Source organism: Furfurilactobacillus sp. W61-4 (genome assembly GCF_057545565.1).
The window spans coordinates 604465-630913 of the sequence record NZ_BAAJNZ010000001.1 but is presented as its reverse complement, the minus strand read 5'-3'; the positions used below and the strand labels follow the sequence as shown (position 1 = coordinate 630913).

Sequence of the window (26449 nt, the reverse complement as noted above, 5' to 3'; positions counted from 1 at the left end):
GGGCTAGTCACCTTAATAACAAAATAAATCCCCCACAACCGGCTTAGCTTCGAGCTGTTGTGGGGGATTTATTTTGTTATTGAAAAGATTAATGGCGAATTGCCGCTAGATGTTCATCAATTTCGGCTAAGACTTCTTGGATGTTTTTAGGATCCTCTAAGTCGTATTTTTGCAAATCAACCTTCATTTTTGGTGAGGCATCATATTCGCGGTACCAATCCTTGTAAGCGGACCACATCTTGTAGTAGTAGTCGCGTAGACCTGGGTCGTCATCAAACTGCTCGTAATCACGACCGCGTTTTTTAATCCGGTAGAGGATCGTTTCAAAGTCGGTTTCAGAATAAACCATTAAGTCGGGTGCCTTCTTCGGCAACTCTTGCAGCTCATTCATCATATTGTCGAGTAATTTTAGGTAGACATCAAGTTCAGTATCCGAAATGTTGCCTTCCTTGTTGTTTTCTTTTGTGAATAAGGCGTCTTCGTAGATTGACCGGTCGAGGACGTTATTATCGTCCGCCAACGCTTGCTTGATCATTGAAAAACGTTTATTTAAAAAGAAAATCTGGAGCAGAAAACCGTATTGCTTCGGATCCTTGTAGTATAGGGGAAGGACCGGATTATCACCAACCGGTTCAAAAAAAGCTTTCGTGTGTAAGTGATCTGCGATTAATCCAGTCAGAGTGGTTTTACCAACCCCGATCATGCCTGCGGTAATTATCACCATGATATCTCCTCATTCAAGTTTTTTAACACTACCACATATAGTACAACATTTTGCGGCTGGCTACCGGATGTATTGCTGACAATTCATTGAATAAAAGAGCGCCAGACAAGGTGTCTGACGTTCAAAAAAAATTTATTCCTTTGGTGCGTGGTCGTTAGCTGCTTTTAACTCGTCCCGAATTTCCATCAACAGCTGGTCTGTTTTGGTATCTTCCGCTTGATCGGCTTCTTTTTTGGGCATAAAACGATTGATCGCCTTTACCATGAGGAAGACAACAAACGCGATGATCAGAAAGTTAATGATCGCATTGATGAAACTACCGAACCGAAAGCTGGCGCCACCTAGTTTAACGACCCAACTGGAGAAGTCGATGCCGCCAGTAAATAAGCCTAGGAGCGGATTGATTAACGTGTTTACCAACGACTTAACAATCGCGGTGAAGGCGGAGCCAATGATCACCCCAACGGCTAGGTCGATCACATTGCCTCGCGCAATAAATGTTTTAAACTCTGACCACATACTCGATAAATCCTCCATTTTGTCAATTGACGATCATGAAAATTGCCAATTTGGTTTAGATTTATTGTAGCGAATGCAAGCAGTTGTGACCAGTCTGCTGATTAAAATAACGCCTTTACTGCGGGATTTTTGGTTACGGGTTAACGATGAATTTGGCTTCATGCCCAGCATCTAATGCAATGACGTTGTTGGCCACGATTTCAGCCATCGCGTCACGGGCTTCGACCGTTGCATTACCGATATGCGGTGTTAATACGACATTATCTAATGCTTTGAAGCCATCCGCGACATGAGGCTCATCGGTATAAACATCGAGGGCTGCGCCAGCAAGTTGATGATTTTGCAGGGCTGTTAGTAAGGCTGCTTCGTCAATAATTGGGCCTCGGGCCGCATTAATTAACACGGCACTAGCTTTCATTTGAGCCATTGCATCAGCGTCGATGAGGTGACGGGTTCCATCCGTCAGTGGAACATGGACGGTAATGATATCAGCGGCACTGAGAATTTCAGGGACCGTCGCGTAGGTCGCGTCTAAGGCGAGTTCGGTTTCACTCGGCAATGGTTTACGCTGACTGTACAAAATATGCATATCAAAAGCATGGAGACGTTTAGCGACTGCTTGGCCAATGCTGCCCATGCCAATAATTCCGACTGTTTTACCGGCAAGTTCGTGGCCTAAGAAAAATAAGGGAGCCCAACCGGTAAAACCAGTGCTGCGCATGAGTCGGTCACCTTCAGCAATGCGATGAAGCAACGCCAGAATTAAGCCAACCGTGACTTCAGCCGTCGATGTTGTGGAGACTGCTGGGGTGTTGGTGACCAGAATGTGATGCGCCTTCGCACTAGCAATATCGATGTTATTGAATCCAGCGCCATAATTAGCGATCAATTTCAAATGTGGTGCGGACTCAATAATGTCGTTGTCGACTTGCGTTGATAATGCGGTGATGAGAAAATCTGCATCAGCCACGGCCGTTTTTAATTGATCATGGTCAATTAAACCATCACCGGTGTAAGCATTAACGGTCAAACCGGCATCGTGTAGCAGGGCACTTGCCTTGTCGGGAAGTGGTGCAGATACGAAAACTTTACTCATAAGGATTCACTTCTTTCATTTTTTTAACGTGTCACATTGATTCGACTTAACTATACACCACGAAATCGTTTACATCATTGTCACGCCCTTGCTTTTTCGGTATGCTGAATGAGAAGCAGAGACGATGTCATGATGACAACGATCTAAATGGGAGTGACAATTTTGATTAAATTAATTGCAAGTGATTTGGACGAGACGTTGCTCGATACAGATGGCACGTTGAGTGCTAAAAATATTCAGGCGATTAAAGCAGCGACAGCAGCTGGTGTGTACTTCGTGCCCAATTCAGGACGAGGATACGAATCCTTTGAAGATAATTTACAGGCGCTGGGATTGGCGCAACAGCCTGGTCAGTATAAAATTTCGTTTAACGGCGCCGCTATTTTGGAGAATGCAGGTGACCGTGTGTTGGCGACAAATGGCATTCCGTTTGCGGTTGCTAAAGGGGTCTTTGATGCAGGACGAACGTTTGATCAGGTGAGCTGTCATGCCTACACCTTGAATCAGTTGTACATTTATCATCAAACACCCACGGACGCCGCCTACATGGCTTCACGGGCCGTTCCGTTTACGCGATTGGATGAACCTGACTTAGGCTTTTTAGCGAGCGAGCCAATCATGAAAGTGATTTTTGAAACACCGGATGTGGCCCGGCAACATGAATTAGCTGATTTTGTGATGGCCCAGTACGGGGATGACGTCGACGTGACTTTTTCTTCTGGACGGTACATCGAATTTAACCGCAAAGGCATCAATAAAGGCCGTGCTTTACTGCAGTTGGCCGAATTACTGCAGCTTGACCAAAGTGAAACGATGGCGGTGGGGGATAATTTTAATGATTTATCGATGATTGAAGCAGCTGGTGTTGGGGTAGCAGTAGCTAATGCCGTGCCTGAAGTCGCGGCCGCCGCAAAGTTTGTGACCAAGGCGACCAATGATCAAGCAGCGATGGCCGAAATTATTCAAGAACATGTTTTACCGAGTTATCACCATGGCTGATGTAGTTGAACAGTTGGCTACTGCAAAAGCTCGTCAATCACTAGTCGCTATTTATAATTTTGCCGATGCTGAAACTTTTAGCGTTGGAACAATTCTAGCAACAGACGCCTCACATGTGTTGTTAAAAGTAGTTGATCCAAATGGTTCGACCAACGGCATTCAGTTAATTAATCGAGCCTTTATTGGCGAAGTCAAATTAACTTCTGACTATTTACGGAGCATAGCCGTCTGGCAGCAAGCCGCTCAAATAGGTGGGTATGGTGATCCCTGGCAGTTAGCTAACCAGCTAGCTAAGGTCACGTTGCCGACGGAAGACCTACTGCGCTAAATTTTGCGACAAGCACTTCAAACCCAACAGGTGATCAATATCGCGACCATTCAGCAATTGGCTGACGAACAGTTAATTGATACTGATTTTACTGGGGTTATCAGTGACTTTGTGGGGGATACAGTCGTGTTGGATTATTTAGATCCGTGGGATTTAAGCGACAAATGGCAATTACAGATTCAGCTGAGTGAAATTAATTCATTGCGTTTTGGGGCAGCGGTTTGTGTGCGCATGGCTGCCTTACGAGCTCAATATTTATGACAATGATTACGGATTTTAAGCGATAATGTTTGCTTATCTCAAAGAAGTCCTGTATAGTGACTTTATTGTGTTGATAGTACGGTTATAAATTACTTGTTCTTCAAATGAATGAATGATGACTTTCTAGCTCACTTGTAAATGCAAAATTAATGATGCGCAATGCGCAGGAGGTTTCATTCTTATGGAACAAGGTACAGTTAAATGGTTTAACGGCGACAAAGGTTTTGGCTTCATCACTCGTGAAAGTGGCGATGATGTGTTCGTTCACTTCTCAGCAATCCAAGGCGACGGCTTCAAGACGTTGGATGAAGGCCAACACGTTACCTTTGATGTTGAAGACAGCGACCGTGGCCCACAAGCTACTAACGTTGTTAAAGCGTAATTTTTAAATCGATTAGGTTTTAACACGTTTGTGTGTTATGCTTGGTCAAGCGATGTGAAATAAATCATCGCACTCTCAGTGACTTGGAACAGCATTGAGTCACTATTTAACGTTTTACGAGATAAGACAAATAGGTGCACCTACCGATACATCCTGTATTGGTGGGTGTTTTTTTGATTTGTAGTTTCTGTCGATTCATTGTTGTCGATGTACCGGTTGCTAACCAGCAAGTCCGAAATTGTCATTGACACAGTTGGCAACTGTGGTTTACCATGATGTCATTCCAGTCAGATATGATTGACGGGTTACCGATTCACAGAGAAGAACTGATCGCTGCAACAGTTCTATTCGGGCCCGTTCGTTACTCCTGACTCAAGCGACCGGTGACCCAAAGCCGGACCGATTGACCGCGTTATTGGTCACGAGAGGCAGCCTTTGTGATGTGTTGATATTGTATATTGTCAAGGGCTGTGAATTTTGGGTGGCACAACGTTAATGACGTCCCTAACTGCATTTGCGGTTAGGGATTTTTTTATGATTTTTTACGACTAAAGAGGAGTGAGTGGAATGGCAGAAATTAAGATTACGTTTCCAGATGGTGCAGTAAAATCCTTTGAGGCGGGAATCACAACTGAAGAGATTGCCAAATCAATCAGTATCAGTTTGGCGAAAAAAGCTGTTGCCGGCAAATTGGATGGTGAATTAGTCGACTATAAGGCGCCATTGATGGCGGATGGTAAGCTGGAAATTGTTACTAAAGATGCACCTGAAGCGCTAATCGTTTTACGGCATACGGCCTCACAGATTTTAGCAAACGCGCTGCATCAATTGTATCCTGATATGCACTTTGGGGTTGGCGAAGCCAATGAAGATGGTTTCTTCTTCGACACGGATAATCCTGCCCAACAAGTTAGTTCTGATGATTTGGCGACAGTTGAAGCGAAGATGCGTGAACTGGTGAAGGCTAACTTACCCATTAAACGGGAAGTTTTGAGTAAAGCTGATGCCTTAGCGTTAGTTGAAGGCGACCCTTATCAAACGCAACTGGTTGAAGAAGCAGCTGCTCAAAATGAGAATCAAGTCGTGGTTTACCACCAAGGCGATTTTGTTGATTTAAGCGACGGGGTCCAAATGTCAGCCACTGGTGCCGTTAAAATCTTTAAACTGTTATCGGTTGCCGGTGCCTATTGGGAAGGCAAGTCGTCTAATCCCATGCTACAACGGATTTACGGAACAGCATTCTTTGATCAAGCTTCACTGGATGCAGATGACGTTCGGCGTCAAGAAGCGCATGACCGTGACCATCGGGTGATTGGTAACGACCTGGACCTTTTCTTCGTCGATCCTAAGGTCGGTGCTGGTTTACCTTACTGGATGCCAAACGGTGCCACGATTCGTCGGACGATTGAACGCTACATCATCGATAAAGAGTTGGAACACGGCTACGAGCACGTTTATACGCCAGTGCTGATGAACTTAGATGCGTACAAGACATCTGGTCACTGGGACCACTACCGTGAGGATATGTTCCCACCAATGGATATGGGTGATGGTGAACTGCTAGAATTGCGGCCAATGAATTGTCCGAGTCACATTCAAGTGTACAAGCATCATATTCGCTCTTACCGTGAGTTACCATTGCGAATTGCGGAATTGGGGATGATGCACCGTTACGAAAAATCTGGGGCTTTGTCTGGTCTACAGCGGGTTCGGGAAATGACGTTAAATGATGGACACACGTTTGTGACGCCAGACCAAATTCAAGACGAATTTAAGAAGATTTTGAACTTGATGGTTGAAGTTTATGCAGACTTTGATATTAAGGACTACTCATTCCGTTTAAGCTATCGTGATCCAGAAAACACGGAAAAATACTATGCTAATGATCAAATGTGGGAAAAGGCACAAACAATGTTGAAAGGGGCCATGGATGACCTCGGATTAGACTACGTTGAGGCTGAAGGGGAAGCCGCTTTCTATGGACCAAAATTAGACGTTCAAACGAAGACGGCCCTTGGTAACGAAGAAACGCTATCAACGATTCAACTAGACTTCATGCTGCCAGAACGATTTGACTTGCACTATGTGGGTGCTGATGGTGAAGAACATCGCCCAGTGATGATCCATCGTGGATTAGTTTCCACCATGGAACGTTTCACAGCGTACTTGACGGAAATCTATAAGGGTGCTTTCCCAACCTGGTTAGCACCACATCAAGTTTCCATTATTCCTGTCAGCGATGATCATCAAGGTGATTATGCACAGAGTTTACGGAAACAATTTGCAGCAGCAGGTATTCGAGCAACGGTTGATGATCGCAACGAAAAGATGAACTTTAAGATTCGTGACGCACAAACGCACAAGATTCCTTACACGCTGGTTGTGGGTGAGAAGGAAAAAGCTGATGAATCAGTCTCTGTTCGGCGCTATGGGCAAGATGACTCAGTTAGTCAGAGTCGCCAAGACTTTCTGTCCACGATTTTGGACGATTTAGCCAGTTATTCACGTGATTAGTAGGTTGATTGCCAGCCAATAAATTTTTGGCTAAGTTGCGGTGGCTAGCGCACTGAAAACGCGTTCGCCAGACCTGAAGCCTCTGCCCAACCAACAACCACAACCGGGCCAAATATGCCCAATTGTGATTGCCCGTTGGTGCTCGGTTTCAAAACGGTCTGGTTCACGCTCTGGAAAAAGGACTTGACGCTAGCTCATCAATTTATTATGCTATTAGCAATCAAATATGAACCTTTAACGTAGTCCTGTGAGGCTAGTAAGGGATCGGCTAACGTTTACCTATTTATGAATAGCTAAACGCCTCGAAACCACTTGCCTACTCGGTAAGTGGTTTTCTTTTCGGCCGGCAACCTTTCAGACAACGGGTTCAATCCTTGTGTTTTTGGAAAGGGGTTTCCTATGCAACAGCAGACGTACCATGATGATGAGGCAGTCCTTGATATCCACGATCGACCAAAATTTTGGCCGTGGGTCGGCTTGTCACTTCAGCACATGTTCTCCATGTTTGGCTCGACAGTAATTGTGCCCTTATTGGTTGGCTTGAGTCCCAGCATTGCGCTCTTTTCCTCAGGGGTGGGGACGCTTTTACACATCATGATCACCCAACGTAAAATTCCAGCCTACATGGGCTCAAGCTTTGCTTTTATCACACCAATGTTAGCGTTAATGAAAACGACTGGTTATCCTGGCATTGGGCAAGGGGTTGTCGCGGTTGGATTAGTCTATTTAATCGTGGCTGGTTTAATCGGCATGATCGGATCCGGCTGGGTCGATCGGGTGTTACCACCGATCGTGGTGGGACCGATTGTGATGGTCATCGGTTTATCGCTAGCCGGTAGTGCGGCGACGGACGCGATGATGAAAAATGGTCACTACAACTTGATGTACTTTGGCATTGCCATGGCGACGCTGTTACTGGCCATTTTCTTCAACATGTTATTCAAAGGATTTCTGGGTTTGATTCCCGTATTATTGGCGATTGTGTCGGGCTACATCATCAGTATTTTCGCGGGGATTGTTGATTTACATGCGATTGCCGTGGCGCCTTGGTTTAAATTGCCAGACTTTCAAGTCCCTGGTTTGACGTATCACTTTCATCTGGAGTGGGGCGCGATTGTGACGATTGCACCAATTGCTTTTGTGACCATGACCGAGCACATGGGGCACATTATGGTGTTAGACAACTTGACGCACCGGAACTTCTTTAAGGACCCAGGTCTAAACCGCACGTTGGCCGGGGATGGCGCTGCATCAGTAGTGGCTGGCTTAGTCGGAGGCCCAGCAGTGACAAGTTATGGGGAAAACATTGGGGTGATGGCCATTACCAAAGTTCATAGCGTGTATGTGCTGATGGGTGCGGCTTTGTTTGCCATCATCTTCGCCTTTGTGAACAAGTTAAATGTATTGATTATGGCAATGCCACTTCCGGTTATTGGGGGAATCAGTTTCTTATTATTTGGGACAATTGCCACCAGTGGTGTGTCTGTTTTGATCAACAACCACATTGATTTGGGGAAGAAACGTAATTTGATGATCGCGTCGTCAGTGATGGTCATCGGAATTGGTAATGCTTATCTACAACTTGGTAATTTTCAATTCACTGGCTTAGCCTTTGCGACGATTTTAGGCATTGTGCTTAATCTAGTGTTGCCTCAAGATGCGGCCAGTGAAAAAGTGAGTGGCGAATTGAAACCGAATGAGGAAGCGGAGTAATCTAAGTCAACCACTTGATCGAGCTGCTTGACATCTCTTAGGACGTCCTGTATTATATTTAACTGTTGAGAAAAGCAGAAGCACCCGCTTCTCGCCTCGGTGATATGGTTGCCAGGCTAAAGATGAGTTGAACCGGATTAGGGTGACCTAGTGCGGACGGCGGGTGATTTCAATCACCCGTCTTTTTTCTGTTAAATCTCTTCATTGTTGATTCGCTAAGAATTTATGGAGGTGAATACCATAGCTCAAGATACTTTGGTAAATAACGCAATCCGTGCCCGCGAGGTTCGGTTGATTGCCGCTAACGGTGACCAGCTTGGTGTTAAGCCAACCAGCGAGGCCCAACAGCTTGCCGATGATGCAAACTTGGATTTGGTGCTGGTGGCCGCAAAAGCGAAACCACCAGTTGCCAGAATCATGGATTATGGGAAGTACCGCTTCGAGCAACAAAAGAAGCAGCGTGAAGCTCGTAAGAATCAAAAGACGGTCGAAATGAAAGAAATTCGGCTCAGTCCAACGATTGACGAAAACGACTTCAATACGAAGCTGAAAAATGCGGAAAAGTTCCTGCAAAAGGGTAACAAGGTTCGTGTTTCGATTCGGTTCCGTGGTCGGGCGATTACGCATAAAGAAATTGGACGTGACGTTTTGAACAAAATGGCGGCGGCCACTAAGGAAATCGCTGATGTTCAACAACACGCCAAAATGGATGGCCGGAGCATGTTCTTGGTTCTGTCACCAAAGCCAGAAAAGTAAGTTAATTTATTTAGGAAAGTGAGTGTTGAGCTGTTCGTGAACTTGACGCTCCTGTTTAGAGGAGGACATTCTTATGCCAAAGCAAAAGACTAACCGTGCCGCTGCCAAGCGGTTCAAACAATCCGCAAAGGGCGGTTTTATCAGCGGCAACGCTTATACAAGTCACCGTTTCCACGGTAAGACCAAGAAGCAACGTCGTCAATTACGTGGTACCAAGATGATGGATGCAACAACGGTTAAGACTTACAAGAAGTTGTTATTGACCAAGTAATTATCAACACTAGAATCTGACCAGACTTGGTCAATTATTGGAGGAAACAATTATGCGTGTTAAAGGTGGAACTGTTACTCGGCAACGTCGCCGTAAGATGATCAAATTAGCTAAGGGCTATCGTGGTCCTAAGCATATTCAATTTAAGGTTGCCAAACAACAAGTTTGGAAGTCATGGCAATATGCTTACCGTGACCGGAAAGCAACTAAGCGTAACTTCCGTAAGTTGTGGATTGCTCGGATTAACGCAGCGGCTCGTCAAAACGACATGAGCTACAGCACATTCATGCACGGTTTGAAAGTTGCCAACATTGAAATGAACCGTAAGATGTTAGCTGACTTAGCGGTCAACGACACCCGGGCGTTCAACTCATTGGTTAAAGAAGCTGCCAAGGCTTTGAAGTAACCTCATCTAAATGCATTTAGGGATCACTACCAGATTTGGTAGTGGTCTTTTTTTGTTTGGTGTGCATTTATCGGCCGGCAAATAATTCACAGTGAAATATAATTTATCGTTCGGGTCTGGCTATTGACGCCACTTAGGCAAACCTGCTAAATTAGTAACAATTTATTTTGAGTAGTTACTCGTTAAGTAAACGTAATCATAACGTGCTCGGCATAACGTTATATAGGAGGAATTGATCACCATGACCAACTGGAATGACAAGTTCGCTAAACAAGGTTTAACTTTTGATGATGTGCTGCTGATCCCCGCAGCTAGTGATGTATTACCGAATCAGGTTCAGCTACAGACACAATTGGGACGTAATTTAAAGCTGAACATTCCCATCTTAAGTGCCAGTATGGACACGGTGACTGAAGCACGTCTGGCAACAGTCATGGCCCAACAGGGTGGTTTAGGGGTCATTCATAAAAATATGAGTATTGAAGCTCAGGCCGAAGAAGTTAGTCACGTTAAGGCGGCCACGGTTGATCTGTCATCCACACCTGATGCGGCTGTGGATGAAAAAGGTCGCTTACTAGTTGCCGCGGCGGTCGGAGTTACCGCTGACACGTTTGAACGAGCAGAACGTTTGTTTACCGCTGGGGCGGACGCCATTATTATCGATACCGCACATGGTCATTCTAAAGGGGTGCTCGATAAGATTGCTGAAATTCGTGAACAGTACCCAGAGCGAACATTAATTGCCGGTAACGTGGCAACAGCTGCTGGGACTCGCGCCTTGTTTGAAGCTGGCGTGGATGTAGTAAAAGTTGGAATCGGGCCAGGTTCGATTTGTACAACGCGCGTAGTTGCTGGCGTTGGGGTACCCCAAATTACGGCGATCTTTGATGCCGCGCAAGTTGCTGCCGAATATGGCAAACAAATCATTGCCGACGGTGGCATTAAGTATTCCGGTGACATCGTTAAAGCATTAGCGGCTGGTGGCAACGCCGTGATGCTGGGCAGTATGTTAGCCGGAACTGATGAGGCACCGGGCGAGATTTTCACTGGTGATGATGGTAAAAAGTATAAAACGTATCGTGGCATGGGTTCCTTGGCTGCGATGGAACACGGCTCTTCTGACCGCTATTTCCAAAGTGGCGTTAAAGAAGAAAAGAAGTTGGTTCCAGAAGGTATTGAAGGCCGGACGAGTTACAAAGGTCCAGTGGCCGATGTCTTGTTCCAAATGATTGGTGGCCTGCGCTCAGGAATGGGTTATACCGGTGCACATACTGTGGATGATTTAATTAATCATGCGCAGTTTGTACAAATCACGAATGCTGGGTTGATCGAGTCTCATCCTCATGATGTACAGATCACGAAAGTTGCACCAAACTACAAACGGGCTTAATAACTAACTGACGATTGATGAGGAGAACCCATGCAAACAATGGATCAAACAAAATTTGATCGGGTCGTTGTATTAGACTTTGGCAGTCAGTACAACCAGTTGATTACCCGACGAATTCGCGAATTTGGTGTTTATTCTGAATTGAAACCGCACACGATGACGGCAGCTCAAATCAAACAGATGGGCGTTAAAGCGATCATTTTTTCCGGCGGTCCCAACAGCGTTTATGCAAAAGACGCATTGACGGTTGACCCAGCCATCTATGAATTAGGCTTACCGATTCTAGGGATCTGTTACGGAATGCAGTTGATGGCTAAAGACCTGCCTGGTGGCCAAGTAGTGCCGGCTGAAGATAACGGGGACTATGGTCAATCTACCATGCATATCGATGATGAACAGTCGCCACTTTTCAAGGGGATGGCTGCTGATCAGCAGGTGTTGATGAGCCATGGTGATTACGTTAAACAACTGCCCGATGGTTTTGAAAAAATTGGCAGTAGCGCTAATTCGCCAGTGGCAGCGATGCAAAATGTCGCGCGGGGCTTTTATGGCTTGCAATTTCATCCAGAAGTGCGGTTGACTGAACACGGCAACGACATTTTACGCCACTTTGTCTTTGACATTGCCGGCGCTACTGCGAATTGGACAATGAGTGATTTTATCGACATGCAGTTGGCTGAGATTAAGCAAACGGTCGGCGATAAAAAGGTCTTATTAGGCTTATCTGGTGGCGTAGATTCCAGTGTGGTTGCTGTATTGTTGCATCGGGCAATTGGCGACCAATTAACCGCGGTCTTTGTTGATCATGGTTTGTTACGTAAAGATGAAGCCCAACAAGTCCTCGATAGTCTACAAGGCAAATTCGGTGTGAACATCGTCGCAGTTGATGCCAGTGATCGTTTCTTAGGCAAACTAGCGGGGGTAACGGATCCTGAAACCAAACGTAAGATTATTGGTAAGGAATTTATTGAGGTCTTCAGTGATGAAGCCCGCAAGTTAGATGGGGTCGACTTCCTTGCCCAAGGCACGCTGTACACGGATGTGATTGAATCCGGCACGGATACCGCACAGACGATTAAATCCCATCATAATGTTGGTGGACTGCCAGAAGACCTGCACTTCAAACTTATCGAACCACTAAATAAGCTGTTTAAAGATGAAGTGCGTAAGCTTGGCGAAGAACTTGGTATGCCGCATGAACTTGTGTGGCGGCAGCCATTCCCAGGTCCAGGATTAGCGATTCGGGTGCTTGGTGCAGTGACACCAGCCAAGCTAACACTGGTCCGCGAATCAGACGCAATTTTGCGCGCTGAATTTGCCGCGGCCGGCTTGGACAAAACCGTTTGGCAATATTTCACCGCTTTACCTGGCATTCAAAGTGTCGGCGTGATGGGCGACGGCCGCACCTATGACGAGGCCATCGTGATTCGAGCAGTCACCAGTGTCGACGGCATGACCGCCGAATTTGCTGAAGTTCCTTGGACGGTGCTTGGTAAGGTATCAGCTCGCATTGTCAATGAGGTGCCTGGGGTTAACCGCGTCCTGTATGACATTACGGGCAAGCCACCGGCAACGATTGAGTACGAATAAAATGTAAAATAAACAGCCATTATCTGTGGGTAATTATCCTTAGATAATGGCTGTTTTTACTTGTTTATAGGTATTCTTGAATCTGATAGATTCGTATGTTTTAACACTAATTCTTGGGAGAAAATCTGGGAGATTTATTTTTAAGTATTTTCTCCCAGATTTATCGCTTGATCCCATTCATGACATGCAACATACCGGCCTCTGTTCCACGGGTGTAGTCTTCTGTCATCTGAACATGTTTATGGCCTAGCCAGTGCATGACGTCCATACTAGGCAAATTTGATCCTGTAGCTTCAGTAGCAAAGTAGTGCCGAAGCAAATGTGGATGCACTTCAATTCCATACGCCTTGCTCACTTTCTTTAGCATTCGATTAGGATACGTTGGATGAACGGGCTTACCATTATCTTCATTCAAATAAACAAAATCATCATCCGAAATAGGGAGGTTATTGCGTCGTCTAAGGTTTTCAGATTCATCGATGACATAATGACACATTTCTACGATATCGCCAAATACATAAATGGAACGGTTAGTGTCAAGTTTTCCTCGGCTTCCGCTAATTGAGTTATATCTTGACGAACTTTTAGTTCAAACGCATTAGCGCTTGTGCCATTTTGTTAAAGTTGTGTCCTGCCGCTGCGTGTTCTTTAATTGTCCCCTGTAAAACACTAACATGAGCGACAAAGGGTGGGTTCATTAAACCACGTGTCGATGGCTTAGGAGATTGCTTTAAAGGCGTCTCAAGTAGCGGGGGCTGCGATAAGCTCTTGATTAAGTCCTCATTTTGTTCGCAATCAATAATCCGCAACATCGCAGCTAATCCTGCTTTCGACCATGATCGACCTTGTTTCTTCAAACGGTAGGTATAACGCCGATGATTGGCTTCACAATTACCCAGGCCTTTTAGATTTAAGTCTTGTGATCGTGGGCTCAGATAAGTCCAATTACGCCTAAGGTAAGCCCGCAATAAAATGAGATTCGTAACCGCATCGGGATCGACCTCCAAACGAGCAGTGGCGATGCTCTCAGCTGTATCCAAAACGACTTCGACCTGATCCCAATTCGCATAATAGATGGCTTGTCGTAGCTTCTTGGTTAAGATCGGAAATGGCGTCATTCGTTCTTTGATCTTGCGAGACAAGTGGTAATGATCAAGGACATGAATCTGATACTTGACATGTGGGACTAACTCACGAAAGCGTAGTGGCTCGTAACCACTCCCATTATCACTGCCTGTAATGACGGTGGTCTGTTGGACATCATAATATTGACCAATGTAGGCACTGGCTTCCGCAAATGCCTGGGCATGACTCACATGACTGATCACATGTCGCTTCATCAACCGATGACGATACCCATTAATCATGACACCTTCACTAATCTGTATGCGATGGACCATGACACGCTGTTGACCTTTAAGTTTGACTTCAAAGGCATCGCCTTCAATGTGTAATCGTGAAACTTGGCGGCGTTCAGAAGTCCTTGTGCCATAAGCCGCCTCGGCTTGACGCACTTCTTCAAGCTGAGCACCCACTTCATGACCAAGCTGATTGATCGTCTGATGACTGATGACTGATGGTGGCTGGTGTTAATTGATTAACTGTCAGGGCTATACTACGCATCGTGCCATGTGAAATCAGCTTCGCCACGCGCGCCTTGAAGAGAGCAGAATACCGTTGCTTGGACTGGAGGCCTATCGCTTGGTCAAATGGATAAAAGCAGTCACCATTAGCCGTCACAACTAACCGCCGTTTAAAGGTCACTGAACCAAAGAGACGTTGAATGGTTCGTGAATCTTTGCGCAGAATCTGATGACCTTGATGAAGACATAATTGGTCATCAAAGGCTTCAAACGTGACACTGACTTCGGCACAAATAAACTCAGAAAATTTTTGAAGTAACTCATTCTCTAATGTTAAGAATGGCTGATTTGTGTTTAAACTGGCGCTAACTATTGATACAATCGGAGACATGGAAGACCGCTTCTTTCTAATTTTGTGTGGTAACTCAATTAGAAGATAGCGGTCTTCTTTTGTCAATTTGACCTTACCGAGAGAAACTTTACACTAACATCGATATCGAAGCACTATTTCCAGACATTGACCGAAAGCAGACTGCTGCTGTTCGTCAATTCTTCAGCAAAGATTTTCAGCAGTTTCGGCGGTATACAAATGAGGACTTGACTGCGTTAAAGTCGCCGGTAAGCGATGGCATGCCTAAATCACCTAGTTTTCGCAATACCGCCGAAGAAAATATCAGCCGTCAACTTGCCGCACAGACCATTTTCGACGAGGTTATATGGTCGATCAGAAGTTACAAGCAGCCCAGTAAGAAGATCTTAACTACCTGCTATCTTCACGATGTGGCAGACTTTGAGATTCACTCTCAGATAAATGTTGAACACACTCGTTACAACGAGCTAGAAACGAATGCACTGGTTGAGTTCGCTGATGTGTTTGACAAGTATAGTTCGGAGTATGACCTTCACGTTTATAAAAAAGCGGACTTCTAGCGGGAAAAGAGTGGGCGAAAAGTGGATTCGAGCCGGCGTATAGTGGTAGTGTGAAATAGTTAAGGTGAGAGTCTACATGCTAGTTCACTCCTTGACCAGCTTTATTCATTCACGAGAGCGTTGTTACAGTATTGTAACGGCGCTCTTTTTATTGTTAAATAAGTGTGAATGAATAAAGGTGAATGAGGATATGTGAAATGAATGAAAATGATGCACTTAAGGAAATAACAGATGTTCGTCGGATGGTTGGTCAGGCTGACTTGGAGATTAAGCTGTTTCTTATTTGGAGAAGACCGACAAAAAAAGAAACCGTGTTTAGCCTTGCTGAGAGTACAGCAGAAGACATAAAGCGATCTTTTGTGGATCGTCTTTTGAATGATTACAAGGAAGACGCCGAGCTAGTTAAGTATAGTGTTGAATTAGAAAATACGGGATGTACAATTTTTGGGGATGTGCCGGACTTTCCTTTAATCACTGATTATATTGACAAGCTTGACCCGGAAAAAGAACCACTGGAATATGTAAAAAATTTGAAAACTATTCGTCAACATCTGAAATGGGTCAAGGGATACGTTGTAGATCTTTCTACGGATGATGATGACGCTTATTTATTTGGGACTACAACGAGTTTTAACTCGCTCGTCTCTAAGCATAGCTTAGGGTTGGTAGGAAATGTTGATGACGACGGGATTTCAAAGCTGGGTGATGATGATAAGCTCATTGGGCTAAATCCGGTAACCACTTGTTTTGTTCATGGCGCAGCTTGTATAATCGCTAAAAAAAAGCAATTTGAGGATCTTTTTCATTTGCTAGATTTGTATAAGAGTAATGCTGCAAAGACGATTGGCTATTTGCGTCAACGATCATCCTTTTACCAAGGATTAGAAGGGATTGAAGAAGACTTGGATAAGCACCCTGTTCTTTACAGGAGTTTATCTAATTTGGCAAATCATGAGGAACGTATCGATGCAATTACGAACCACCTACCAGAAATTAAGGACATATTAAAAAACAAGACCTTTGAGGAGTCCTACGATAAAATCGTTTTAAACGATGAAGGGTTGCTTTATTCGTCAGATTCATTAAACCAGTTTCTAAAATTACTGAATGAAAAACCAGTCAGCTCATTAATCACAGGAGATGAGTTTGAGGCTGCTAGGCTAGAATAGGAGGTTGAAACCTTATTTATAGACTTCTGCTATTTCTGATCTCTTATATACCGCTATATGTTGTGATTTTTGCTCAGGAGCTTATACGGAATCTTTCCGTTAAGAAGCATGTGAGCCTTTGTTCTGCACTTAAAGTCATGTTTACTCACATTACTCTAGGAGGGATTTCGATCAGCATAGCCATTCTTGCCCCACTTTTCTTAGTTATTTTATGCAAATGGAAAATCAGGAAAGGGATGGGAATATCGGTGGATGTTGAGGAAATGACTATGACGAGTGATTCGATTGTTGGATACTTAATGACGTATGTTATTCCTTTTTTGAGTATTGGAGTAAAAATCACCACTCCAATTCTTTTGACTAATATATTTTTATTTTTAACGGTCATGATTCTTTTTATAAGATTAAATATTGTTTATCTAAACCCGCCGTTGGTTTTAGCAGGATTTAATGTATTTGTTGGCAGGGGCGGACAAGTTCATTACCTCACTCGTAATAGTTTGGACGATTTAGAAAGTTTGCGTCTATCAAAACAGCGAATAAAGAGATATAAATTAACGTCTGATTTTTATTTTTTACCCAAACAGAAATGAGAAACCTATAACTAGGAGGTGATGTGCCATCAAAAAGAAAAAGTTAACACCGCAACAGTGGGTGTTCGCCGATGAGCACGTCATTTTCTGCAACGCTACTGAAGCGGCAATTAAAGCGAAGTACGCGAAGAAGTCGGTTGGCAGAATGCTAGTCGACTTTTAAAACTGTACATGAATGGTTTAACAGATAAAGAAGAGCGCCCGGACGATTACCGAAAAGAATTACGAACTCAGTGGCAAGCATAGAGGGTATAGCTCAGTGCTGTATCGACGGAGTGAGGGAGGTGGTCAATCGCAGCTGATAACGAGGTGCACATCAGAGTGCATGCCTGATAAGCATGAGGTCGGTGGTTCGAGTCCACCTATACTTGTTGGCGTAAGTCAAAAATAAAAAAAGAAGGCAAGTCTTAGATAATGGCTGTTTTTTCACTTACGTACATGTTATGGCGTTGATATAAGTCAGATTGAAAAAATGTCACCCGTGAAGTACCTGTTTATCAGATTTAATTTTCAAGTCTGAGCTTATTAGACCGTCATAAAATAATAAAGCTTTTACCATAATTATTGACTCGATTAAATGATAAATGCTTCTATGCAAAAACAATGCTTTTTTGTAAATCAACAACAGCTCTGATTTATCTAAGTGATTTTCTGTATCCTGCTGCTTGGGCTTCTGCTTCTGAACTGAATATTACTTCATAGGCCGGATTAATGTGATAGTTAGCTTGATCAGGGGTATGGTAAATAAGACTACGTGAGTTTCCGATGATTGGGCCAGAGTTGGTATTTACAGTAGATGTGGGAGTGTTTGCTTGCCGTGAACTTTCAAGTGCAGCCTGTGAAGCAGCTTTAGAGGAAGCTTCTAATTCACTCACAGCTAGAGAATTTGCGATAGATGAACTTTCTTCTAATGATTCGCTTCGACTTTCCGCAATTGATTCACTTTCGAATTGGCTGGACGCAATGCTTTCGGAGTTCTTACGCGATGATTCTTTTTGGAACGTTTTAAAAGCCTCTTTATTTTTTTCTTTGTTACTCCTGGTATGTTTTGATTTGTGTATTTTTATTTGGGTTTGCATATTACTTTTCGGATTGGCTGGACTAGAACTGTTGCTGTTAAATGGACTGATTAGTGAGGAGAGCGCAAAAAGTGCTGTGAAGAAAATCAGGGTCCATTTTAATGATTTATTCATTTTATTGTTTGTATAAAGTCGATAGGCAAGGTATCCAAAAACAATTGCAAAGATAATACTTAATATTACAGTCATAGAATGAATCTCCTGATATATGTATTTTTAATGAATTGTAGTTCTGGTTATATTTCTCGTTGTGCGAAAACTTATATAACTCATTATTTAAAATTAAGAGTTGTATATACTGCTAATAATATAAATATATAGTGAACCCAAACTCTGTGCAATAAAAGTTAGCGAATTATTTGTTTTTTGTTATAAGGATACATATACTTTAGCCACTATTGAAAACTCTTATTGGTTTGCGAAAAGCAAAAGAATTAATCATTAAAAATAGTGACCGAACATCTGTATCCTCAAATCAAAAGTTTGGTAACCACGAAGAACTATGCAGTTTGAAAAACGTTTTAAGTTGGAAAATGAACTAGATGGTAGTGGCTTGCATAACGATTGATTTTACAACTTAAACAAATATGTAGAAGTATCATATTTAAAAATAAGTTCATTACTATTGTCCACGTGAATGGGTTAGTTGATATACAGTATTGTCATCACGCTTGTGATTTTGCTTTCCGCCAGAAATCTCCCTAAATTTTCGGTATACTTAAGCTATCCTAAAGAAGTGAGGTTATCTCGATGTATCGAAATAAGGTTTACTTAGCGAGTCCGTTTTTCTCAGACGAACAAAAAGCCCGCCTTGAAACAGTGGTAGCGGCATTGCGGCAGAATCCAACGATTGCTGGCGATGATATTTTTATTCCTCAGGAGCATCAAGAAGAATCGTTGCCTTTTGGTTCCTTTAAGTGGCAAGATGCAGTGTTTGCCAGTGATACCCGTCAGGTTAAACGCGCGGATGTGGTGGTCGCGATTTTGGATTATAAACACGAAGACGGCAATCCGGAGCCCGACGCGGGGACCATTTTTGAAATCGGGGCCGCTTGGGCGTGGCACATTCCCGTGGTGATGGTGCAATTTAACCCCGAGAATGAATTGAACTTGATGTTGGCGCGGTCATTAACCGCGATGTTTACCGGTGATAAGATTGCGAATGGTTTAGCAACGTACGACTTCAATAATTTGCCAACTCGTTATAGCGATATGAAAGTATTCTAAAAAAATAAACGCGACTTGCCCGTGTCACCTAAGACATCGGTTAGTCGCGTTTGTTTTTGATTAGTAAAATTAACGACCGTGGTGTTGATCCCAAACCATCAGTCCGAGAACGATCAGTAAGATAAGCACAACGCCTAATAGCGATTGGACACCGATCGTTCTGGTCATGATCGTGGAAATGAATGCACCAATTCCAAAGCTCGCAGCTACCCAAAAGCTATCACGGAGCAGTAAACGGCTGGTGGCGCGATCACCATGCCCAATAAGTAAATTGAGAAGTGAGGCGCCGACCGTGCGCAAATTTCCCGTGGTCATCGTCGTATTGTAGGGATGATTGTTTAGCACCCGAAACGTGTGAACCTGAAAAGCCGCAAAGAGTGATAGGCCACTGGTGACGGCAAGACTGGGTAAAAATGGCAATAACAGATCGATTAAGAATACTCCAGCTAATTCAGCAATAATGCTGAGTTCCTGCCAAATGATGGCACCGGGACGATGAAATAATTGCTCAATAACATTAGCCAACCCGGCACCAATCACAAAACACAAAATTGGCACGATGTAGGCTAAGGCCTTGGTTAAATGACCATCAGCGAGATTAAGCCCTAGTAAGATGACGTTCCCAGACTGAAGACTTGAAAAGACTTCACCGTGGAAAATATACGTGTAGGCGTCAAGATAACCACCGACACCGGCAAGCAACACGCCGGTGATAAGTGACTCATAGATTGGTCGGGGAGATGGCGTGGTCGATTGCATAGTTAGACTTCCTTTCATATTGGGACTCACTTTGTACCATAGCCACTATTTTAGCCAGAATGGGGGTTAAATGCGATGATTTATTCTTCATCAATTGGTGAATTAATTTTTCTCAAAGCCGGTACTGGTTGGTGGACAACTTGGCAGACAATCTGTATCCTTATGCCATTGATTGAAAGGACATAGGTCACATGATTACAAATACAGCAGCATTTTTAACCGATTTAAAGAAAATTCTTCGTGGCTCTTTTGATGATGACCAATATTTAGTTGAAGCTGTCGTCAATCGCCTGCAATTGTCGGACACGACGCATTATGAAGTGTCAAAATGGCGAGCCAATGATCATCAGGATCACGAATTTACGTTTAAACAAAATGAAGATAGTACTTATACTTATTTGACGGCCCGTTAATTGATAAGTGGGTTCGAATAAAAAAGCCGCTTAGCTGGATTCCTTACGAATCGAACTGAGCGGCATTTTTATTAACCAGTTTTCGTTTGAGTAATATCCAGCAACTACTTAGGATTGCTGGATGTTGCGTTGTGTTTTTGGTGTCGCTGATCCCACCAGAACAAGCCAGCATAAGTAGCAAATGCTAGGAGGCTAATCACTAAACCAGTTCTGAATCCAGGGGTGATGTAAGTTAGCCGAATCTTGTGATGACCTGGCGCAAGTGTCACCGCACTCAAATTATGCGCAACTCGTTGAATTGGTTGTTGCCGGCCATCTACGCTAACTTGCCAACCAGGATCGTATGGAATGCTCAGGAACAAAAGTGGCTTGTCTTTGGGCATGTTAATTGTGCCATGCAATCGATCTGGTCGCCAATGCGGCGTTAGCTGGAGGGTATGGCGATGGAGTTGTTTAACGGAAGCCGCAAATTTGTCGGCATCCAATGTCTTTACCCAACGATCCGGGTGGCTGATCAGGTGTTTTGAACTTACTTTCAATTGAAATGACTGGCCTTTGTGGAACCGGCCTAACGGTAACACTGCTTCGGAGGAAACACTTAGCTTTGTTCGCTTTTTGGTTTGGTTGACGCGAATATTGGCGCTATCGATGGGGACGTGGGGCAAGTACATATAAATGGGGCCGTTGGTTTTGGGCCGCAAGGTGAAGGTGTAATTGTAATGATCAACGACTTGTTTTACTGTGGCTTGTTGCACCTCAACGGACCGGAAGTAGTCTGTTTTTCGTCCAGTAATCCCTTGCCACAAATGATTTTGATTCGATAAGGCTTCGTGTGGTTTTAACGTCACGTTTAATAAAGACTGGTTAGCTGCAAATCCCAGCGGTAGCGCGTTTGGGAACGTAATCAGATCGTAATCGTGTGGGGTCATACTCAACAAATAACGAACTGCAAATAAGGTGTTGGTCAATTCTGTACTACCGGCTGAGCTAATCCGCCGTTCATTTTTACTATAGAAGCCCAAACGCTGTAACGTCAGTCGTGTAGACTCGTTGAGGGTAGAACTATACAGATCAATGCCATAACTATTGAACAATAGTGGATCATTGTAATTGTTATAAACTTCACCATAAGCGGCGTTCAATAATGAGTTTTGATTATCCACTCGGTAAAAAGCGTTCGTCTGTTGAATTTTTTTGAAATAACGCTGTTCAATTGTAAAGTTACGTTGGTAACGGGCTTGATTGCCTAACTTGGCTGGGGCCAAGCCAAAATAAAAGTTAGCACCTAATTCAAGTAACGTCAGTGCCGTTAAACTAAGGACAACTAGCCACCGTTGACCGTGGGATCGTCGTTTTAAAAGCCACCAGGCGCAAATTAACCCTAGGCTACTAATGAGCCAAAAGAGGGGGCTAACGTAGTAGCTAGCGAGCGCGTCGCTTCGTCGCACGATCGGTTGAGCGATGATCGCCGTGATATACCCGATCGCTAATAGACTTAAGGCGATCAATAAATTCCGCAATAATGGTCGTTGTTCGGCAAAGGTATGGGCTTGCCAACTTTCATAAGCACACAATAATACGATGAAACTGAAAAAGTACGCATTCCGAAATGGGAATCCATTAGGCTGCTGCATCATGTGCCAGATGGTATTGAACAAGGTGATAAACATGCTGATCGCCAGGGTGGCGAGTAATCCACCTAATGCCCACTTATGGCGCCGTCCAATATTTTTTGCCGTAAAAAAGCCAAGACATAAGAGAAGCGCTAAGCTGCCTAAGTAGATGCTCGGATCATGTTCGAGTCGCGCAGGATAGTCAGCCGCATTCATGCCAAGCTGTGCTAACGCTTCCGGCCCAAACTGAGGCAGCGGTAAGAATGCCTTGATGGATAGGCTCTGTTTGCTCGTTCTTAACATGCCTAATAGCGTGGGATAAAGCACTACCAGTGAGCTCAAGCCACTTAAAATCGAGATCGCTAGATAGTGTCCAATTAAGCGACGATGGGTTCGCCAATAAATGCGCCAGGTAATCCGCCGCGGTGTCTGATCAAACTGCAAATAGATGAAGTAACAGAGCGAAAAAAGGCAGGTCATATAACCCAGATAATAGTTGGTAATAATTGTGGCCCATAACGCAAAAAAGTACAGCCGTGAATCACGACCAGCCACAAGTAATCGCAAACCTAGTGTCACCAGCGGCAATAAGATCAAGGCATCAAGCCACATGATGTCATAGAAATAGGTCGCCACAAAACCACTCAAAGCAAAGATGCTGGAAAAGAGCAAGTTTGACCAATTCGTATTGTGGTAGACGCGCCGCAAGTAGTAAGCAGTACTCAAACCAATACTACCAACTTTCAGTAAGATGATGTATGTGACTGCCAGTGGGACCTGGCTCGCTGGGAAAAAGAAAAGAATCAGGTTAAATGGGCTTAACATGTAGTAGGCAACTAATGGAAAAGCGTTGTCACCTAAGGATAGGCTAAACGAATAGAAAGAAAATTGGCCGGTCGTGATCACATGTCGAAATTGCGTCAGCCAAGCGACGTATTGGGTTCCCATATCGCTGATAAGCAAATTATGGGCGCCAAAGGGAGCGATTCCTAAGCAAGCAAAGACAATACTCACCACCACCATTGGTAGTAGAAACGATCCTAGATCATAGTAAAAGCGTTTTTGTCCGTAGCGGTTCATCATTGCATAAATTTCCTTTAGGGCCGGTTTATTTTTCTTCTTTAACGATGTAAATTGGGCGATGTTTGCTTTCTAGATAGAGGCGACCGACATAGCGACCCAAGATACCTAAACAGAAAAGTTGAATTCCGCCGATGAGCAGCATAATGCTAACCATCGATGGCCAACCAGCGACGGAACCGCCAAAGAAGAGTGCTCGAACAACGATAAAGATGATAGCAACGATTGCCAGCAGAAACGAAACGATGCCTGTAAAGGAAGCAATCGATAATGGTGCCTCAGAAAAATCCACGATGCCTTCAAGTGAATAACTAAATAGCTGAAAGAATGACCAGTGAGTATCACCAGCGACGCGATCCTGATTTTCAAATTCTAAATACTTAGTGTTAAAGCCCACCCAACTGAAAATTCCCTTGGAGAAGCGGTTGACTTCTGCCATTGATAAAATTGCGTTAACCACCTGCCGTGTCATTAGGCGGTAGTCGCGCGCGCCATTGACAATATGGGTTTGCGAGATCCGATTGATTAAGCGATAAAACATGTTGCTAAAAAATGAGCGGATTGGCGGTTCACCTTGCCGATCTACACGTCTAGCCCCGACAATGTCGTAGCCGTCATCGAGAATACCATCCACCATTTGAAGCAGAAGTTCCGGTGGATCCTGTAGGTCGACATCCATCACCGCAACATAATCGCCACCAGCATGCTGCAAGCCAGCATAAAGTGCGGCTTCTTTACCGAAGTTCCGGGAGAAAGAAACGTAATGAACGTGTTCTGGATCATTTGTTTGTAAAGTACGTAATTCTTGTAATGAGTTATCAGTGGAGCCATCGTTGATAAACCAATATTCTGGCGTAAGCGTGGGATGTTGCTCTTTTAGTTGGGCAAATACTTTCTCAACCGCCGGATAAAATAACGGGATACTGGCTTCTTCGTTGTAACAAGGGACAATAATGGAAAGAATCTGTGTTGACACGATAAGGCTCCTTTATCAGCAAAACGGTGATTTTGCGTATGTAATCTGTCATCATTATAAACAACTGTTCCATAAAGCGTGCGCTTTTCCGACAATTAAATCGAATAAATCCTAACGATTAAATTGGCAGCTAACGGTTAAACAGATTATTGCTATTAACAATGTAATAGACAACTAAGCTATAACGTAGCTGGTTTGAGGATCTGTTCAATCGGCGAGTAGGAATGATTGTGTTTCGGCATGAAAACCCTTACAGTTATGGGTAGTTAATTGTTGTTCTTTCATGTTGAACACACAAATGGAGGTCAATCAGATGGCAGTTGAAGGTTCTTTATATCATACTCGCGTCGTTAATGAAAATGGGCTTGTTGGACAAAGCTTTGTCGAAGGTAATGAAGGATTATCAATCGGGGTTAGTAGCTCGTTGATTCAGGCCTCTGGTGCTAATCCTGAACAATTTGTTGGATTCGCGTTAAGCACATGTTTCAATGCCACATTACGACTTGTTGAACAACAGCGTGGTTTGGCACAAGATACAGAAGTTTTAACGCAGGTTGATATCCTAAAAGACACATTGGGCTACAAATTTATTGTGGATGCGCAGATCATGTTTCCAAATGCCAATGAAGCGGACGCCCAGTCAATTTTAGCCGATGCTTTAAACCAGTGTCCGGTGGCAAAATTGTTAAAGGATAACGACAACGTTAACTTTAGAATTGTTGATAAATTTGGTGACACGACGACGAATTATGGTGAATAGATCGAGACTTTAGAATAGCACGCTCATCGTGACCAATGCTGGTTGGTTGCGATGAGCGTTTTACTTTACATTTAATTAAAACGGCTTAAACTGGTGGTTCTATCTCAGCTAGTTATTTAGAAAGAAGGTGGCAATAATGAAGCAGCGAGAAGTTGTTCATGGTGATTGGAACGTCGAGACATGGCAACAGGGCCATTGGGTAGTTATTATGCGCCGTGTCACCTACGAGATCGCTAAGCAAGCCGTGGATCAGATTGCCCCAACGCAGCAAACCCGCTATCGAATTCACTATGTTAATCAAGGGGGGACGCCATTTGCTTACTCGGCATGATCCTGTTGAACATTTCCATCAATTAATTTTGCTTTAACCGCCTTGAAATTTTGTCAGGGCGGTTTTTTATCGGCTTCAAGACGTCAGGGCCAAAACTAGCCGATTCGACAGTTCGTTAAGCAGCCTTGACCGCCTATTGGCTAGTTGTTTTCATCACAGTCAATTTTACCATCCGGGCAAAAACGCATCCGTAAGTCTGGTGTTTTGTGCCGGTTCGCTGCTGGCCAAAGTAGCCTATTTTATGCGGGCTTTCCTGGCGTGGCCTTGTACCCAGCGCGCTTTCAGGTTACCATAACGTTACTTAAATAATTGCTGAACCGAGTGAGACACTCAGAAAGGATGCTTTTTGTGACGCCACAATTCCTGAAAACGATGCTCGATGACCATTTAGGTCAGATTTTTGCAACGGCCGCCGATATTGAAGCGGCGGCCGGTCGAATTGCCCAGCAAATTGATACGACCAACTGGCAAACGCCCCCGCTATTAATTGGGGTTATGAAAGGAGCCGCTCAATGGACATTGGCGGTCAGCCAACAATTGACGATTCCAGCAGATTTAGATTTTGTGGCCGTTAGCAGTTACACTGGTACACAACAGACCCAACCTAGATTAACGCAAACGCCGACGCTGTCGATCGAAAATCGGCACGTTATTTTGCTTGATGAAATCATTGACAGCGGGACAACGTTAGCCTTTTTAATTGACTGGTTACAGCACCAAAATGTCGCCAGTATTCAGACCGCCGTCATGGTCAATAAGCCAATCACTCGACAACGAACAGTGAGCCTAGATTACGTTGGCTTTGATTTGCCAGATGTTTGGTTAGTTGGCTATGGGATGGATTTAAATGGTGCTTACCGTAACTTACCGGCGATTGCCGAATATAAGACTGCTGCTGTTAAGCCAACCACGGAAACGTGAGGTTGTGGCATTTAGGCGCTTATTATTTACTATAATGAAGAAAATTATCTAACCGGCTGCTTGTTG

General features: G+C 44.0%; 30 protein-coding genes, 1 tRNA gene and 1 other annotated feature. Of the genes, 21 read left to right on the top strand and 10 right to left on the bottom strand.

Annotated features, from left to right (window positions below; all coding sequences use genetic code 11):
* Positions 1-88 precede the first annotated feature (88 nt).
* The 3 genes from AC27FN_RS03170 to AC27FN_RS03160 form a co-directional block, all read right to left on the bottom strand.
* Positions 89-724, bottom strand: a complete 636-nt coding sequence (locus AC27FN_RS03170; protein WP_487166559.1) for a deoxynucleoside kinase — start codon at positions 722-724, stop codon at positions 89-91.
* A gap of 132 nt (positions 725-856) precedes the next feature.
* A complete protein-coding gene (mscL, locus tag AC27FN_RS03165) occupies positions 857-1243 on the bottom strand; it encodes a large-conductance mechanosensitive channel protein MscL (protein ID WP_487166558.1) in 387 nt (128 codons plus the stop codon).
* Positions 1244-1376: 133 nt separating this feature from the next.
* Positions 1377-2339, bottom strand: coding sequence for a 2-hydroxyacid dehydrogenase family protein (locus AC27FN_RS03160; protein ID WP_487166557.1), 963 nt, complete (start codon positions 2337-2339; stop codon positions 1377-1379).
* A 153-nt stretch (positions 2340-2492) separates the two neighbouring features.
* On the opposite strand from AC27FN_RS03160, the gene AC27FN_RS03155 reads away from it, so the two are divergent.
* From AC27FN_RS03155 to guaA, 11 genes are all read left to right on the top strand, one after another.
* Positions 2493-3338: a Cof-type HAD-IIB family hydrolase gene (locus AC27FN_RS03155; protein ID WP_487166593.1), complete on the top strand. Its 846-nt coding sequence runs from the start codon at positions 2493-2495 to the stop codon at positions 3336-3338.
* The gene (locus AC27FN_RS03150; RefSeq protein ID WP_487166556.1) at positions 3331-3666 is read left to right on the top strand and encodes a hypothetical protein; all 336 of its coding nucleotides are present in this window, start codon (positions 3331-3333) and stop codon (positions 3664-3666) included. The genes AC27FN_RS03155 and AC27FN_RS03150 overlap by 8 nt, the downstream gene beginning before the upstream one ends.
* A 3-nt stretch (positions 3667-3669) precedes the next feature.
* Entirely contained in the window at positions 3670-3927 is a 258-nt protein-coding gene (locus AC27FN_RS03145) for a hypothetical protein (protein ID WP_487166555.1), read from the top strand.
* Between the two features lie 181 nt (positions 3928-4108).
* A complete protein-coding gene (locus AC27FN_RS03140; protein WP_407882010.1) occupies positions 4109-4309 on the top strand; it encodes a cold-shock protein in 201 nt (66 codons plus the stop codon).
* Between the two features lie 567 nt (positions 4310-4876).
* The gene (thrS, locus tag AC27FN_RS03135; RefSeq protein ID WP_487166554.1) at positions 4877-6823 is read left to right on the top strand and encodes a threonine--tRNA ligase; all 1947 of its coding nucleotides are present in this window, start codon (positions 4877-4879) and stop codon (positions 6821-6823) included.
* 399 nt (positions 6824-7222) lie between these two features.
* Positions 7223-8536, top strand: coding sequence for a uracil-xanthine permease family protein (locus tag AC27FN_RS03130; protein ID WP_487166553.1), 1314 nt, complete (start codon positions 7223-7225; stop codon positions 8534-8536).
* A gap of 66 nt (positions 8537-8602) precedes the next feature.
* Positions 8603-8731: a sequence feature (ribosomal protein L20 leader region), on the top strand.
* A gap of 30 nt (positions 8732-8761) precedes the next feature.
* The gene (gene infC / locus AC27FN_RS03125) at positions 8762-9292 is read left to right on the top strand and encodes a translation initiation factor IF-3 (RefSeq protein ID WP_407882013.1); all 531 of its coding nucleotides are present in this window, start codon (positions 8762-8764) and stop codon (positions 9290-9292) included.
* Between the two features lie 73 nt (positions 9293-9365).
* The gene (gene rpmI, locus AC27FN_RS03120; protein ID WP_487166552.1) at positions 9366-9563 is read left to right on the top strand and encodes a 50S ribosomal protein L35; all 198 of its coding nucleotides are present in this window, start codon (positions 9366-9368) and stop codon (positions 9561-9563) included.
* A gap of 49 nt (positions 9564-9612) precedes the next feature.
* On the top strand, positions 9613-9969 hold the full coding sequence (gene rplT, locus AC27FN_RS03115) for a 50S ribosomal protein L20 (protein WP_407882566.1): 357 nt from the start codon (positions 9613-9615) through the stop codon (positions 9967-9969).
* 241 nt (positions 9970-10210) lie between these two features.
* Positions 10211-11359 (top strand): IMP dehydrogenase, encoded by a 1149-nt coding sequence (guaB, locus tag AC27FN_RS03110; RefSeq protein WP_487166551.1) that lies wholly within the window; start codon positions 10211-10213, stop codon positions 11357-11359.
* 30 nt (positions 11360-11389) lie between these two features.
* On the top strand, positions 11390-12949 hold the full coding sequence (gene guaA, locus AC27FN_RS03105) for a glutamine-hydrolyzing GMP synthase (protein WP_487166550.1): 1560 nt from the start codon (positions 11390-11392) through the stop codon (positions 12947-12949).
* 160 nt (positions 12950-13109) lie between these two features.
* On the opposite strand, the gene AC27FN_RS03100 is transcribed toward guaA, so the two are convergent.
* The 3 genes from AC27FN_RS03100 to AC27FN_RS03090 all read right to left on the bottom strand — a co-directional run bounded on the left by AC27FN_RS03100 (position 13110) and on the right by AC27FN_RS03090 (position 14923).
* Positions 13110-13472 (bottom strand): tyrosine-type recombinase/integrase, encoded by a 363-nt coding sequence (locus AC27FN_RS03100; protein ID WP_487166592.1) that lies wholly within the window; start codon positions 13470-13472, stop codon positions 13110-13112.
* A 61-nt stretch (positions 13473-13533) separates the two neighbouring features.
* A complete protein-coding gene (locus AC27FN_RS03095; protein ID WP_487166549.1) occupies positions 13534-14484 on the bottom strand; it encodes an ISLre2 family transposase in 951 nt (316 codons plus the stop codon).
* Position 14485: 1 nt separating this feature from the next.
* Positions 14486-14923, bottom strand: a complete 438-nt coding sequence (locus AC27FN_RS03090; RefSeq protein WP_487166548.1) for a UPF0236 family transposase-like protein — start codon at positions 14921-14923, stop codon at positions 14486-14488.
* A 98-nt stretch (positions 14924-15021) separates the two neighbouring features.
* Between AC27FN_RS03090 and AC27FN_RS03085 the strand changes: the two genes are divergently transcribed.
* The 5 genes from AC27FN_RS03085 (at position 15022) to AC27FN_RS03065 (ending at position 17595) form a co-directional block, all read left to right on the top strand.
* Positions 15022-15462 (top strand): ArpU family phage packaging/lysis transcriptional regulator, encoded by a 441-nt coding sequence (locus AC27FN_RS03085; protein ID WP_487166591.1) that lies wholly within the window; start codon positions 15022-15024, stop codon positions 15460-15462.
* A gap of 197 nt (positions 15463-15659) precedes the next feature.
* The gene (locus tag AC27FN_RS03080) at positions 15660-16631 is read left to right on the top strand and encodes a Kiwa anti-phage protein KwaB-like domain-containing protein (RefSeq protein WP_487166547.1); all 972 of its coding nucleotides are present in this window, start codon (positions 15660-15662) and stop codon (positions 16629-16631) included.
* Between the two features lie 248 nt (positions 16632-16879).
* Positions 16880-17224: a hypothetical protein gene (locus AC27FN_RS03075; RefSeq protein ID WP_487166546.1), complete on the top strand. Its 345-nt coding sequence runs from the start codon at positions 16880-16882 to the stop codon at positions 17222-17224.
* 28 nt (positions 17225-17252) lie between these two features.
* Positions 17253-17387 (top strand): terminase small subunit, encoded by a 135-nt coding sequence (locus AC27FN_RS03070; RefSeq protein ID WP_487166590.1) that lies wholly within the window; start codon positions 17253-17255, stop codon positions 17385-17387.
* Between the two features lie 84 nt (positions 17388-17471).
* Positions 17472-17595, top strand: a tRNA-Ile gene (locus AC27FN_RS03065).
* 264 nt (positions 17596-17859) lie between these two features.
* Here the strand turns inward: AC27FN_RS03065 and AC27FN_RS03060 are convergent.
* A complete protein-coding gene (locus AC27FN_RS03060) occupies positions 17860-18492 on the bottom strand; it encodes a sunset domain-containing protein (protein WP_487166545.1) in 633 nt (210 codons plus the stop codon).
* 561 nt (positions 18493-19053) lie between these two features.
* On the opposite strand from AC27FN_RS03060, the gene AC27FN_RS03055 reads away from it, so the two are divergent.
* Entirely contained in the window at positions 19054-19530 is a 477-nt protein-coding gene (locus tag AC27FN_RS03055; protein ID WP_487166544.1) for a nucleoside 2-deoxyribosyltransferase, read from the top strand.
* Between the two features lie 69 nt (positions 19531-19599).
* On the opposite strand, the gene AC27FN_RS03050 is transcribed toward AC27FN_RS03055, so the two are convergent.
* Positions 19600-20289, bottom strand: a complete 690-nt coding sequence (locus AC27FN_RS03050; RefSeq protein ID WP_487166543.1) for a YoaK family protein — start codon at positions 20287-20289, stop codon at positions 19600-19602.
* Positions 20290-20480: 191 nt separating this feature from the next.
* Here AC27FN_RS03050 and AC27FN_RS03045 point away from each other — a divergent pair, with 191 nt between their 5' ends.
* A complete protein-coding gene (locus tag AC27FN_RS03045; RefSeq protein WP_487166542.1) occupies positions 20481-20702 on the top strand; it encodes a hypothetical protein in 222 nt (73 codons plus the stop codon).
* Positions 20703-20806: 104 nt separating this feature from the next.
* On the opposite strand, the gene AC27FN_RS03040 is transcribed toward AC27FN_RS03045, so the two are convergent.
* Positions 20807-23398 (bottom strand): YfhO family protein, encoded by a 2592-nt coding sequence (locus tag AC27FN_RS03040; RefSeq protein WP_487166541.1) that lies wholly within the window; start codon positions 23396-23398, stop codon positions 20807-20809.
* 25 nt (positions 23399-23423) lie between these two features.
* Positions 23424-24371 (bottom strand): glycosyltransferase, encoded by a 948-nt coding sequence (locus AC27FN_RS03035; protein ID WP_487166540.1) that lies wholly within the window; start codon positions 24369-24371, stop codon positions 23424-23426.
* A 313-nt stretch (positions 24372-24684) separates the two neighbouring features.
* Between AC27FN_RS03035 and AC27FN_RS03030 the strand changes: the two genes are divergently transcribed.
* The 3 genes from AC27FN_RS03030 (at position 24685) to AC27FN_RS03020 (ending at position 26383) form a co-directional block, all read left to right on the top strand.
* On the top strand, positions 24685-25131 hold the full coding sequence (locus AC27FN_RS03030; protein WP_487166539.1) for an OsmC family protein: 447 nt from the start codon (positions 24685-24687) through the stop codon (positions 25129-25131).
* Positions 25132-25267: 136 nt separating this feature from the next.
* Positions 25268-25462 carry a hypothetical protein gene (locus AC27FN_RS03025; RefSeq protein WP_487166538.1) on the top strand — a complete coding sequence of 65 codons (195 nt, stop codon included), beginning with the start codon at positions 25268-25270 and terminating at the stop codon, positions 25460-25462.
* A 348-nt stretch (positions 25463-25810) separates the two neighbouring features.
* The gene (locus AC27FN_RS03020) at positions 25811-26383 is read left to right on the top strand and encodes a phosphoribosyltransferase (protein WP_487166537.1); all 573 of its coding nucleotides are present in this window, start codon (positions 25811-25813) and stop codon (positions 26381-26383) included.
* Positions 26384-26449: the final 66 nt, after the last annotated feature.

Bases quoted from the DNA above. Each gene is read 5' to 3' on its own strand.
- AC27FN_RS03170 (WP_487166559.1), bottom strand. From the start codon at position 724: ATGGTGATAATTACCGCAGGCATGATCGGGGTTGGTAAAACCACTCTG.
- mscL (WP_487166558.1), bottom strand. From the start codon at position 1,243: ATGTGGTCAGAGTTTAAAACATTTATTGCGCGAGGCAATGTGATCGAC.
- AC27FN_RS03160 (WP_487166557.1), bottom strand. From the start codon at position 2,339: ATGAGTAAAGTTTTCGTATCTGCACCACTTCCCGACAAGGCAAGTGCC.
- AC27FN_RS03150 (WP_487166556.1), top strand. From the start codon at position 3,331: ATGGCTGATGTAGTTGAACAGTTGGCTACTGCAAAAGCTCGTCAATCA.
- AC27FN_RS03140 (WP_407882010.1), top strand. From the start codon at position 4,109: ATGGAACAAGGTACAGTTAAATGGTTTAACGGCGACAAAGGTTTTGGC.
- thrS (WP_487166554.1), top strand. From the start codon at position 4,877: ATGGCAGAAATTAAGATTACGTTTCCAGATGGTGCAGTAAAATCCTTT.
- AC27FN_RS03130 (WP_487166553.1), top strand. From the start codon at position 7,223: ATGCAACAGCAGACGTACCATGATGATGAGGCAGTCCTTGATATCCAC.
- infC (WP_407882013.1), top strand. From the start codon at position 8,762: ATGGAGGTGAATACCATAGCTCAAGATACTTTGGTAAATAACGCAATC.
- rpmI (WP_487166552.1), top strand. From the start codon at position 9,366: ATGCCAAAGCAAAAGACTAACCGTGCCGCTGCCAAGCGGTTCAAACAA.
- guaB (WP_487166551.1), top strand. From the start codon at position 10,211: ATGACCAACTGGAATGACAAGTTCGCTAAACAAGGTTTAACTTTTGAT.
- guaA (WP_487166550.1), top strand. From the start codon at position 11,390: ATGCAAACAATGGATCAAACAAAATTTGATCGGGTCGTTGTATTAGAC.
- AC27FN_RS03090 (WP_487166548.1), bottom strand. From the start codon at position 14,923: ATGTCTCCGATTGTATCAATAGTTAGCGCCAGTTTAAACACAAATCAG.
- AC27FN_RS03080 (WP_487166547.1), top strand. From the start codon at position 15,660: ATGAATGAAAATGATGCACTTAAGGAAATAACAGATGTTCGTCGGATG.
- AC27FN_RS03060 (WP_487166545.1), bottom strand. From the start codon at position 18,492: ATGACTGTAATATTAAGTATTATCTTTGCAATTGTTTTTGGATACCTT.
- AC27FN_RS03055 (WP_487166544.1), top strand. From the start codon at position 19,054: ATGTATCGAAATAAGGTTTACTTAGCGAGTCCGTTTTTCTCAGACGAA.
- AC27FN_RS03050 (WP_487166543.1), bottom strand. From the start codon at position 20,289: ATGCAATCGACCACGCCATCTCCCCGACCAATCTATGAGTCACTTATC.
- AC27FN_RS03045 (WP_487166542.1), top strand. From the start codon at position 20,481: ATGATTACAAATACAGCAGCATTTTTAACCGATTTAAAGAAAATTCTT.
- AC27FN_RS03040 (WP_487166541.1), bottom strand. From the start codon at position 23,398: ATGATGAACCGCTACGGACAAAAACGCTTTTACTATGATCTAGGATCG.
- AC27FN_RS03030 (WP_487166539.1), top strand. From the start codon at position 24,685: ATGGCAGTTGAAGGTTCTTTATATCATACTCGCGTCGTTAATGAAAAT.
- AC27FN_RS03025 (WP_487166538.1), top strand. From the start codon at position 25,268: ATGAAGCAGCGAGAAGTTGTTCATGGTGATTGGAACGTCGAGACATGG.